Source organism: Rhodocista pekingensis, from assembly GCF_042665545.1.
Classification (GTDB): domain Bacteria; phylum Pseudomonadota; class Alphaproteobacteria; order Azospirillales; family Azospirillaceae; genus Rhodocista; species Rhodocista pekingensis.
On record NZ_JBHTCM010000040.1, the window covers coordinates 55,567 to 66,325 of the forward strand.

Annotated in this window: 9 protein-coding genes and 3 pseudogenes; 6 read left to right on the top strand and 6 right to left on the bottom strand. The window is 67.5% G+C overall.

The features are described 5' to 3' along the window. Positions 1-42 precede the first annotated feature (42 nt). From ACFQPS_RS20375 to ACFQPS_RS20385, 3 genes are all read left to right on the top strand, one after another. On the top strand, positions 43-900 hold the full coding sequence (locus tag ACFQPS_RS20375; RefSeq protein ID WP_377361228.1) for a chorismate mutase: 858 nt from the start codon (positions 43-45) through the stop codon (positions 898-900). Positions 901-1,017: 117 nt separating this feature from the next. Beyond that, positions 1,018-2,106 carry a histidinol-phosphate transaminase gene (hisC, locus tag ACFQPS_RS20380; protein ID WP_377361230.1) on the top strand — a complete coding sequence of 363 codons (1,089 nt, stop codon included), beginning with the start codon at positions 1,018-1,020 and terminating at the stop codon, positions 2,104-2,106. A 4-nt stretch (positions 2,107-2,110) separates the two neighbouring features. Continuing rightward, positions 2,111-3,001, top strand: a complete 891-nt coding sequence (locus ACFQPS_RS20385; protein ID WP_377361232.1) for a prephenate/arogenate dehydrogenase family protein — start codon at positions 2,111-2,113, stop codon at positions 2,999-3,001. A gap of 51 nt (positions 3,002-3,052) precedes the next feature. On the opposite strand, the gene ACFQPS_RS20390 is transcribed toward ACFQPS_RS20385, so the two are convergent. The 4 genes from ACFQPS_RS20390 to ACFQPS_RS20405 form a co-directional block, all read right to left on the bottom strand. Further along, entirely contained in the window at positions 3,053-3,583 is a 531-nt protein-coding gene (locus ACFQPS_RS20390) for a septal ring lytic transglycosylase RlpA family protein (protein WP_377361234.1), read from the bottom strand. 67 nt (positions 3,584-3,650) lie between these two features. Next, positions 3,651-5,699 (bottom strand): S9 family peptidase, encoded by a 2,049-nt coding sequence (locus ACFQPS_RS20395; RefSeq protein ID WP_377361236.1) that lies wholly within the window; start codon positions 5,697-5,699, stop codon positions 3,651-3,653. A 183-nt stretch (positions 5,700-5,882) separates the two neighbouring features. Continuing rightward, a complete protein-coding gene (locus ACFQPS_RS20400) occupies positions 5,883-6,932 on the bottom strand; it encodes a DUF2125 domain-containing protein (RefSeq protein ID WP_377361238.1) in 1,050 nt (349 codons plus the stop codon). Between the two features lie 486 nt (positions 6,933-7,418). Then, positions 7,419-8,309 (bottom strand): AraC family transcriptional regulator, encoded by an 891-nt coding sequence (locus ACFQPS_RS20405; protein WP_377361240.1) that lies wholly within the window; start codon positions 8,307-8,309, stop codon positions 7,419-7,421. 151 nt (positions 8,310-8,460) lie between these two features. On the opposite strand from ACFQPS_RS20405, the gene ACFQPS_RS20410 reads away from it, so the two are divergent. The 3 genes and pseudogenes from ACFQPS_RS20410 to ACFQPS_RS20440 form a co-directional block, all read left to right on the top strand. Then, complete coding sequence (locus ACFQPS_RS20410; RefSeq protein ID WP_377361241.1) at positions 8,461-8,844, top strand: transposase; 384 nt, start codon at positions 8,461-8,463, stop codon at positions 8,842-8,844. Next, a pseudogene (locus tag ACFQPS_RS20435) lies at positions 8,810-8,901 on the top strand (IS5/IS1182 family transposase); the annotation flags it as partial. The gene ACFQPS_RS20410 and the pseudogene ACFQPS_RS20435, both read left to right, overlap by 35 nt. Before the next feature lie 118 nt (positions 8,902-9,019). Beyond that, a pseudogene (locus ACFQPS_RS20440) lies at positions 9,020-9,151 on the top strand (IS5/IS1182 family transposase); the annotation flags it as partial. Positions 9,152-9,160: 9 nt separating this feature from the next. Here the strand turns inward: ACFQPS_RS20440 and ACFQPS_RS20415 are convergent. Together ACFQPS_RS20415 and ACFQPS_RS20420 are read right to left on the bottom strand one after the other, a co-directional pair. Next, entirely contained in the window at positions 9,161-9,871 is a 711-nt protein-coding gene (locus ACFQPS_RS20415; RefSeq protein ID WP_377361243.1) for a hypothetical protein, read from the bottom strand. 116 nt (positions 9,872-9,987) lie between these two features. Then, positions 9,988-10,745 (bottom strand): annotated as a pseudogene (locus ACFQPS_RS20420) (IS5 family transposase). Between the last annotated feature and the right edge of the window lie 14 nt (positions 10,746-10,759).

Consider the following 10,759-nt stretch of genomic DNA (forward strand, 5'->3'; position numbering starts at 1 on the left):
ACTAACACTAAGCCTCCCCGCACGTTTGACTCCCGGCATTCTATGGTCCCCGCTTCCCAGACGTTGAACGAGTTGCGCAGCGAGATCGACGCGATCGACGCCGCCCTCCACGATCTGGTGATGCGCCGGACGGCGCTGGTGGAGCAGATCGGCGCCGTCAAGCCGCCCGGCCGCCCGGCCCTGCGTCCGGCGCGGGAGGCGGAGATTCTGCGCAACCTGATGGACCGCCACCAGGGCGCCTTTCCGCCGGCGGCCCTGTCCCGCATGTGGCGGGAGATGATCGCCGCCCTGACCCGCTTGCAGGGTCCCTTCGCCGTCGCCGTCTATGCCCCGGACGACCATCGCGGCTTCTGGGATCTGGCGCGCGACCATTACGGCAGCGCCACCCCGATGCAGGCGGCGAACAGCAGCCTTGCCGTCCTCCGCCTCGTGGCGGAAGGGTCGGCCACCGTGGGCGTGCTGCCCTGGCCGGAGGACGACGATCCCGATCCCTGGTGGCGCTACCTGTTCACGGCGGATGCCAAGTCGCCCCGCATCATCGCGCGGCTGCCCTTCCTGGCCCGCGCCGGCCGCGAGGAGGTGGAGGCCATGGCCATCGCCGCCCTGCCGCTGGAGGAGACGGGCGACGACCGTACCCTGCTGGGCATCGAGCTGCGCGAGGACATGAGCCGCGGCCGCCTCAAGGACAGCCTGGAGGCGGCGGGCCTGCCGCCTTTGCAGCTCCGCACCTTCCACCTTCCCGGCGGCGCCGGTTCGGTCCACCTGACGGAGGTGGAGGCGTTCGTCGGCCCCGACGATCCCCGCCTCGTCGCACTGTACCAGCGGCTGGGAGAGGCGCTGGTGCGGCTGCTGCCGATCGGCACCTACGCCACTCCCATCGGCCTCGCCCGGCGCGGCTGAGCGGGGCGCCGTCTCCGGGATGCCCCGGCGGCGGGGCTGTCCCGGTGTCCATCCGGCGGCCCGGCCCCGGCACGTTCCGGCCCCGGCAGTCTCCCTCCCGAAGTCCTGCGAGCTGGCATGAGCGGACCGATCCCCAACCCCGGAATCCTCGACATCGCCCCCTATGTCGGCGGGGAGCATTCCGCCCCCGGCGTCACGCGGCTGCTGCGCCTTGCCTCCAACGAGGGGGCGCTGGGTCCCAGCCCCCGCGCGGTGGAGGCGTTCCGCGCCGTCGGTGCGGAGATCCACCGCTATCCCGACGGCGGCTCGACCCGGCTGCGGGAGGCGATCGGCCGGCGGTTCGGCCTCGATCCGGCGCGGGTGCTCTGCTTCAACGGCTCGGACGAGGTGCTGCACCTGCTGGCCCAGGCCTATGCCGGCCCGGGCGGAGAGGTGCTCTACAGCCGGCACGGCTTCCTGGTCTATCCGATCGCCGCCCGCGCGGCCGGGGCGACGCCGGTGGCGGCGCCGGAGCGCAACCTGACCACCGACGTGGACGCCCTGCTGGCTCGGGTCAGCGAGCGGACCCGCATCGTCTATGTCGCCAACCCGAACAACCCGACCGGCAGCTATCTGCCGGCCGACGCGCTGGCCCGCCTGCACGCCGGCCTGCCGCCGCACGTCCTGCTGGTGATCGACGCGGCCTATGCAGAGTACGTCACCGCCAACGACTATGCCGACGGCACGGCCCTGGTGGCCCGCTTCGACAATGTCGTGATGACCCGCACCTTCTCGAAGCTGTTCGGGCTGGGCGGCATGCGCCTGGGCTGGGCCTACTGCCCGCCGGCCGTGGCGGATGCGCTGCACCGCGTCCGCAGCCCCTTCAATGTCAGCGTCGCCGCCCAGGCGGCCGGCGTCGCCGCGCTGGAGGATCTGGAGTTCCAGGAGCGCAGCCGGGCGCTGAACGAGCAGAGCCGGACCGCCTTCACCGACCGGGTGCGGGCGCTGGGGCTGGTGGTGCATCCCTCCGTCGGCAACTTCGTGCTGGTGGACTTCGCCGCCACCGGCCGCCCGGCGGAGGAGGCGCGGCAGTTTCTCAAGGCGCGCGGTATCCTGGTGCGCCAGATGGGCGCCTACGGCCTGCCCGACTGCCTGCGCATCACCATGGGCCTGCCCGCGGAGATGGAAGAGGTGGCGGACGCCCTGGGCGACTGGCTGAAGGGGTAGCGCCATGACCGCCCCGCCGCTGTTCCCCCGTGTCGCCCTCGTCGGGCTCGGCCTGATCGGCTCCTCGCTCGCCCGCGTGCTGCGCGCCGACCCGACCCTGGCGGGGGAGCTGGTGGCGGCCGACCGCAGCCCGGCGGTCTGTGCCCGGGTGCTGGAGCTGGGGCTGGCCGACCGGGCGGAGACGGACCCGGCCCGGGCGGTGGCGGGGGCGGACCTCGTCATCCTGGCTGTGCCGATCGGCGCCTGTGCCGACCTGGCCGCCGCCATCGGTCCGCACCTGAAGCCCGGCGCCATCCTCACCGATGTCGGTTCGGTCAAGCAGGCGGTGATCCGCGACGTCGCCCCGCAGGTGCCGGACGGGGTCCATTTCGTCCCCGGCCATCCCATCGCCGGCACCGAGCATTCCGGGCCGGATGCCGGCTTCGCGGATCTGTTCCGCGGGCGCTGGTGCATCCTGACGCCGCCGCCGGGCACCGATCCCGCCGCGGTGGCGAAGGTGGTGGAGCTGTGGCGGCGGGCCGGCTCCATGATCGAGGTGATGGAGCCCGGCCACCACGACCGTGTGCTGGCCATCACCAGCCACCTGCCGCACCTGATCGCCTACACCATCGTCGGCACGGCGACCGACCTGGAGGAGCACCTGAAGTCGGAGGTGATCCGCTTCTCCGCCTCGGGCTTCCGCGACTTCACCCGCATCGCCGCCAGCGACCCGGTGATGTGGCGCGACATCTTCCTGAACAACCGCGAGGCGGTGCTGGAGATCATCCAGCGCTTCACCGAGGATCTGACGGCGCTGCAACGGGCCATCCGCTGGGGCGAGGCGGAGACGCTGGAGCAGCTCTTCACCCGGACCCGCGACATCCGCCGCGGCATCATCGACGCCCGGCAGGCGTGATCCGACAGGCGTGATCCGACAGGCCCGACCGCCCGCTGGCGCGGGCGGGGCCTATTCCCCTTCGTCCCCGCGGGCCGCCTCCAGGACCTTCCGCTTCAGTTCTTCCGTCGGCTGGTCGGAAGGACGGGCGACCACCTCCACCGGGGCCGTGCCCTCCTGCTTCGTGAGCCCGACCTCCTTCGCCGCCTGCTTCGACAGGTCGATGATCCGCCCCTCCACATAGGGGCCGCGGTCGTTGACGGTGACCTCCACCGACCGCCCCGTCTCCAGGTGGGTCACCTCCGCCCGGGTCCCCAGCGGCAGGTCCTTCGAGGCGGCGGTGGGCTTCGCCTGGTCGAAGCGCTCGCCCGATGCCGTCCTGCGCCCCTGAAAACCGTCGCCGTAGAAGGAGGCCTCGCCGCGGTCCACGGCCACCGGCTCCCGCTCGGTGGGCGTCTCCGCCTCGGGTTCGCCCGCCCGTGCCCCCTGGGCCGGCAGCATGAGCGCGAGACAGAGGGCACCGATGAGGGGGGCCCCGAAAAGGCGGGGACCGCAGAGGACGGCGCCAGGGGCGCGGCGGATGGAAGCGGGAACGGCGGGCATGGCGGCACCGGACGGGGCTGTGGTCGGGGAAGTCCCAACAGCCCCCGGTGCCGCCGGTTACCGTCTGCTACTTCTTCGCCGCCAGCGCCTCCGCCACGCCGGGCACGCCCTGGGCACCTTCCGGCACCGTCAGGCTGGCCCCGTCGAAGTCCGTGCCCACCGGCTCCTGCGCGCCGCCCAGGCACTGGGACAGGAACGCCTCCGTCACGGCATTGAAGGAGATCCGGTTCTGCGGCCGGGCGAAGCCGTGGCCCTCGTCCGGGTACAGGACGTAGGTCACGGGGATGCCCTTCTCCTTCATGGAGGCCACGATCTGGTCGGACTCGCGCTGGATCACGCGCGGGTCGTTGGCCCCCTGGCCGATCAGCAGGGGCTTGCGGATGTTCTGCACATGGCTCAGCGGCGACCGCTCGGTCAGCAGCGCGCGGCCCTCCTCGGTGCGGTCGTCGCCCATGCGGCGGGCGAAGTTCTCGCGCACGCTGGCCCAGTAGGGCGGGATGCTCTCCAGCAGGGTGATCAGGTTGGACGGGCCGACGATGCTGACGCCGCAGGCGAAGCGGTCCGGCGTCGCGGTCATGCCCCAGAGCGTGGCGTACCCGCCGTAGGAGCCGCCCATGATGGCGACCTTGTCGGCGCTGGTGACGCCCTGCTTCACGGCCCAGTCCACGCCGTCGATCAGGTCGTCGTGCATCTTCCGGCCCCATTCCAGGTTGCCGGCGTTGACGAAGCCCTTGCCGAACCCGGTGGAGCCGCGGAAGTTGACCGACAGCACGGCATAGCCGCGGTTGGCCAGCCACTGGTGCGTGCCGTTGTAGCCATAGCCGTCACGCGCCCAGGGGCCGCCATGCACGCTCAGCACCAGCGGCACCGGCGCCTCGGGCTTTCCGTCGCCGTCCTTGTCCGACCCCGGCGGCAGCGTCAGGTAGGAGACGAGCGTCAGCCCGTCGCGGCTGGGGATCTGCACCGGGTGCATGGTGGCGAGCGTCCGGCCCTCCAGCTCCGGCCGGGTGGTGAACAGCCGGGTCAGGGCCTTCTTCTTCCGGTCGTAGAGATAGAAGGCCGGCGCCTCCGTCACCCGGTCCACCGCCACGGTCCAGATCCGGTCCGCGTCGTCGCGGCTGGTGACGGACCACTCGCCGCCCGCCTTCTCGTTCAGGAACGCGATGTCCGCCTTGAGGGCGTCGCCGACCGGGAACCACTCGTTCGTCTCGTAATAGGCGCTGTAGGCTTCGACCACGCCCGTGCGCGGGTTCGCCATCAGCCCGCCGATGTCGGCCTTGGCGTTCTCCGCCACCAGCGTCGTCCGGCCCGAGGCCATGTCCATGGCGAACAGGGCAGAGGTGTCGCGGCCACGGCTGTCGCGCAGATAGAGCGTCTTGCCGTCGGTCGTGAAGCCCAGGGCCCCGCTGGTCAGGCCGTCCTCGTGCGGGATGGTCAGGAACGGCGCGGTCGTGCCGTCCGGTCCGATCGTCTCCACCTCGTAGCCGCCGTCGGCGGTGGCCTTGGTGGCCAGCCGCAGGGTCAGCGTGTCATCCGCGGCGAAGCCGGCATAGCCGTCGTTCTGGCGGACCAGGGTCAGCTCGCCCGTCTTCAGGTTCAGGCGGTGGACATCGTGCCAGCGCGGGTCGCGGTTGTTCACGCCGACCAGGATGGCGTCCTTGACCGTCTCGCTGATGGCGATGATCTGGACCCGCGTCTTCTCGAACGGGGTCAGGGTGCGCGTCTCGCCCTTGGCCAGATCGACGCCGTAGAGCAGGAAGTTCTCGTCGCCGCCCTTGTCCTGGATGTAGAGGATCTGGCTTGAATCCGGCGCCCAGAAGTAGGACCGGATCGGGCGCATCGTCTCCTGCGTCAGCGGCTTCGCCTTGTCCGGCGTCGCCAGCGGCGCCACCCAGACATTCATCACCCCGTCCTTCGGCGCCAGGAAGGCGATGGACTTCCCGTCCGGGCTGACGGTGGCGGCGGTGCGGCTGGGATTGCCGAACAGGTCCTTGCGCGGGATCAGCTCCTGCGCCGGCCGTGCCTGCTGCGCCAGGGCCGCGGCCGTCGGCACCAGGGTGGCGAGCGGCAGCAGCGCCACGGCGGCGGCACGGAGTCCGGTTCTGAACGACGTCACGGCGTTTCTCCCTGTGGTTCGGTCCGGTGGGGGCGGTGACCGGCGCAGGGCTGCCCGGCCCCTCCCCGTGCGCGGAAGTATAGCCGGCATGATCCGGGGGGACAGGCCCAATCGCCCCTGCGCGGGCCGGTCCACCCGGCGGGGTCCGGCCGCGGGTCCGGGCTGCGGGGTCAGGCCGTGCGGTCAGGGGGTGGCGGGCCAGACCACGGGCGGCAGCGCCAGCACCGGCACCGGCCCCACGGTCAGGCGGCCGTCCTGCACCGTCACCGGGACCTGCACGGTCCGGCGCCCGTCCGGGCCGGGAGCCGCCAGCAGGCCCAGGGTGGCCCGCGCGATGGCGGCTTGGTTCCGCCGCAGGTCGCCGGCCGCGGCCAGGGCATCGACCAGCCGGTCCGGCTCGGCCGTGCGCAGGGTGCCGGCGCCGATCGGCTGAAGGTTCCCGTCCAGGGCCAGGGTCGCGGTGACGCTCAGGTCAAGCGGCCCCCAGATCGCCGTCAGGGCGTCCAGTTCCACGGTCCCGCCGGCGCCGCTCCAGCGCCGCATCTCGGGGTCCGTCAGGGCGGCCGGGGGTGTGCCGGTGACGCGCAGATGCAGCGCCACCTGCCCGAGGGTCCGACCCAGCGCGGGGGAAGGGGCCTCCGGCAGGGTCAGGGAGGACAGGTCCAGGCGCAGGTCCAGCCCGGTGGCGGTGTGGTCCGCGGGCGGCTCCGCCGGCCGCTCCAGCGCCAGCGCCGCCCAGGCCGCCGTGACGGCGGCGGCGGTCCCGTCGCTGTCCGTGGTCGGCGTCACGACCGGCGCCTCCAGCCGGATTTCGGCCGTCAGCACGCGGCCGTCGGTCGCCAGCCCGGCCTGTCCCTCCGCCTGCGCTGCCGTCAGGGTCAGGGCGGGGCGCGGTCCCGCCGCCGGCAGCGCCAGCGACAGCCCCTCCGCCATCTCCGCATGCAGGTCCAGGGGCGCCCAGGGCTCGGCATACAGCTCCAGCCGCCCGGCCGTGGCCGCCAGACCGTCCGCACGCCGCAGCGAGAGGGCTCCCGCCGACACGGACAGCCGCAGCGGGAAGCCGTCGACCGCCAGGGCGTCGTAGGCGATCTCCACCCCCTCGGCCCGGCGCTCGGCGATCCAGCGCTCCACCTGTCCGCGCAACGCCGACGCGGCCGACGCCCACCATGCCGTATAGGAGAGGACGACCAGCAGGATGAAGGCCAGGACCACGGCGGCGGGGCGCAGACGCATCACGGACCTTGGGGCGAGGGGGCTCAGGGAGGAAGGCGGCTGGCGCGCGCCGGAGCGCGCATCAGGACAGCGACTCTGCCACACCCCGCGCAAGGGCGGCAAGCCGGGGGCAGACCACACTCCCCCAAGCCTCTGTGACGCCTCGCGGCCGCGAAGCGTCTAGCGGACCTGCGTCGTTCAGCCGGCCGATCGGGGGCCTGCCTGAGGGCGTCTGAACGGACATGTTCCCGGCGATCGCGTGCCTGCTTTCGTGACGGGCCACCGGAAATAATCTCGTAAAGGATGTTTAGTTGATAATTTTACAACTTAATGTATTTTGGCTGTCCAGAAACGACCATCTTCCGCGTTCATCATCCGGCCGTTTCAGCGGGCAGCCCCTTGGGCTTTCCGCACCGGGATGCCAGGCCGCGCGGACAAATTCCGACGCGGTATTGGAGCGGGAACATCGCATCTGGAGAAGATGGCAATCCCGCTCCAACGCGTGGATTATTTCAGGGGAAGATAGAGATCGGTAATCGCTTCGTGTTCGGGCACGTCTGGAAAAAAGCTGACGCGTTGGGCGTAGAGTGGAAATTCTCTAGGTTCTTCGCCGCTGGCTGGTAGCCATTGCCCGTAGAGAAATTCCGCTGCGGGCCGGAGATTATCGCTCTGGCCGATAATGCGCAGCACTGCGCACCGGCCTGCCGGAATTAGGCCCGCTTCCATGCCTTCGTCGGCGGGCGTTATGGCGCGATTGGTCGCGGCGGCGAGATCGATCCGGTAATCCTCGGCCGCAACGCTATCGGGATCGGTGTGGAAGATCGTATAGGTAGCGTTAGTTGCTGCACGCACACCGCTCGCCTTGCGCCAGGCAATGAACTGACGAATTGTCTCGCCCAGTCTTTCAGGAGCACCGCGATGGCTCATGAAAACCACGGGAATGTCGATTTCCTCCCGAACGCTGACATCGTCGATGGAGAAGTTCTGCGTCATGATCTGGCTCCTAACTTCAGCCAGCGGCTCCATTGCCGCTGCCCATGCCGACCAGTCCGGTTCCTCGCGAAAAGCCTTTGGCGCCTGCCCGATGCGCTGGCGGAAAGCCCGGGCAAAACTGTCCGGAGCTTCGTAACCGGCATCCAGAGCGATCTCAAGGACCGATACATCGTGCCGATAAGCGAGGCGCCACGAAGCCCGTTTCATCCTCACCAATTGCACGTAGCGATGCAGCGAAAGTCCGAAGATGACCCTGAATTGCCTATGGAAATGGTAGGCTGAAAAGGCCGCGACGCTGCTCAGCGCTTCCAGACTGAGATCGCCGTCGAGATTGCCATCGATATGCGCGAGGACACGCTGCATGCGTGTATGATATCGAGCAAGATCGGCAGTCAGCTTTGACACGAGATATCCCTTGTTGGTGGCGAGCCCCTAAATAAGGTTCCCAGTGGCCGAGGCGCTCGACTGATCTTGCGATTTTGAAGAGATTGCAAAAGCACAATGAGCTTGACGCCGGCCCTGTAGGTTGATTCAAGGCTGCTTTTTGGAGGCCGGCTTGAGCCGGGGTGATCTGACTGAAGCAGAATGGCGTGTTCTGAAGGGTTTGTTGCCGATCGAGCCTGCCAACCGTGGTCGAGGCAGGCCGCCCGAGCAGAACCGCTCAATCATCAACGGCATACTCTGGCGACTCCGGTGTGGAGCGCCATGGCGCGACGTTCTGCTCAAACATGGGAGTTGGAACACCATCCATCGACGGTTCCGGCGGTGGAGCGAAGCCGGGGTCTGGGAGACCGTCGCCGTGACGCTGGCTGAGATCATGGCGGACAGCGGCCACTACAGCATCGACAGCACCACCGTTCGCGCCCACGTCTCGGCGCGGGCGGAAAAGGGGGACTCATCGACGCGCTCTTGGCCGCTCGCGGGGCGGGTTCACCAGTAAGCTTCACTGCCTGGCTGATGCTCTCGGGCGACCGCTCTAGGATTCGCCGGACTGACCAAATGAATCTGCATTCTGTTCATACCTTGGGCGAACAATGCTGCTGCTTCAAGCGCTATCGTCAACAACGAACCCTTCAATGGGCAATCCGGGCGCGGGTCACGCTCAATGGCATGACAGCCGGAACGCCATTGAGCGTATGTTCAACCGACTGAAGGACTTCCGCCGCATCGCCACCCGCTACGACCGGCTCGCCGTCAACTTCCTGGCCGCCGTCCAGATCGCTGCCATTGTCAGCTACTGGTTATGAGGCCCGGCCCTAATGTGCAAATCGCAATAAACGGTGTGATTTTGCGCCGAGCAAGACACGCAATCTAGCAATCTGTACCATAAACGACGCCTGCATAGAAAAAAATGAAATAGCCAGAAAAGAAAACGCAAACGCGAAGGCAAAAGCGTGTACACGCAGAATTCCGCCTAATGAGCCGTCAGCGATTTCCAACCAAGCCAATGCTGAGTTCAAGCCACCATGCCCTATTATTGTAAGCGGAATAAACACTAACTTTTTGTATAAAAATGCGTAGACTAGAACCGCCATAAAGCAAAAATGCACAAAAACACGAATGGCTACAATATAAATAAAAACAAATGTACTACAGGCCATATCGGCCAAACGGGAAATCAACGGAGGCGCGCCCCCACCTCCGATAAAAATATCAAAAAATATACGAATAGGTGGTACATGGACGATAAATACCAGAGATGCTTCCGTTATGCCATAAACAAGGGCCGCCCCCAAAGCAAATTTATATAAATCAAAGCGATTGTAAACAGAATATAATCCGAAAAAAAACATTGACCGCACGAACTCTTCCAAGGCGCCTTGGTACCCAACCACTTCTGCTCGTGCAAGAGAATTCATAAAAGGTAGGTCACTGAATATTCCGACGATCAATCCAGAAGCAATCATTGCGCCAATCGGAAAGACCAAAGTCCATACGGCTCCGATCCTTATGAGGGCAATCAGCATGATGCTGATGCCTCCGAGAAGGACGAAAAATTCGTCAATATATCCTGACAAGAACAGTCCTCCTCATGAACAGGCCTGCCATGACGATCATGGCAGGCCCGTATTAGGGCCGGGACTCATAACCAGTAACTGACGATGGCGGCGATCTGGACGGCGGCCAGGAAGTTGACGGCCAGCCGGTCGTAGCGGGTGGCGATGCGCCGGAAGTCCTTGAGCCGGTTGAACATGCGCTCGATGGCATTGCGGCGGCGGTAGAGGTAGGGCGAGAAACAGCTTTTCCAGCGGCGGTTCACCTTGGGCGGGATGTTGGGCGCGGCTCCCTTGGCCTCGATCTTCCGGCGCACGGCGTTGCTGTCGTAGCCCTTGTCTCCATGCACCAGATCGGCGGTCGTCAGCTGGTCCAGCAGCTTGTCGGCAGCCGTGCAATCGGCAACCTGTCCGCCGGTCAGCAGGAAAGCGACGGGGCGGCACGCCGTGTCGGTCAGGGCGTGGATTTTCGTCGTGCGCCCGCCACGGGACCGCCCGATCGCCTGGCTCCGCTCCCCCCTTTTCCGCCGGAGGCGCAGCGGTGCGCCTTCACGGCCGAACTGTCGATCAGAAGCTCGGCGGGTGGCCCGCCCGCCCCGGCCAGCGCATGGAACATGTCGCTCCATACGCCCTTGGCCGCCCACCGCTGGAACCGGTTGTACAGCGTCTTGCGCGGCCCGTAGACGGCAGGCGCATCCTTCCACCGGCAGCCCGAGATCAGCACATGGATGATCCCGCTGATCACCCGCCGGTCATCCACCCGCGGCTTGCCCCGCGTATCCGTCGGCAACAACGGCTCAAGCCACGAGAACTGCGCGTCGCTCAGCCAGAAACAACCCTGATCCATCACCGGTCTCCCTT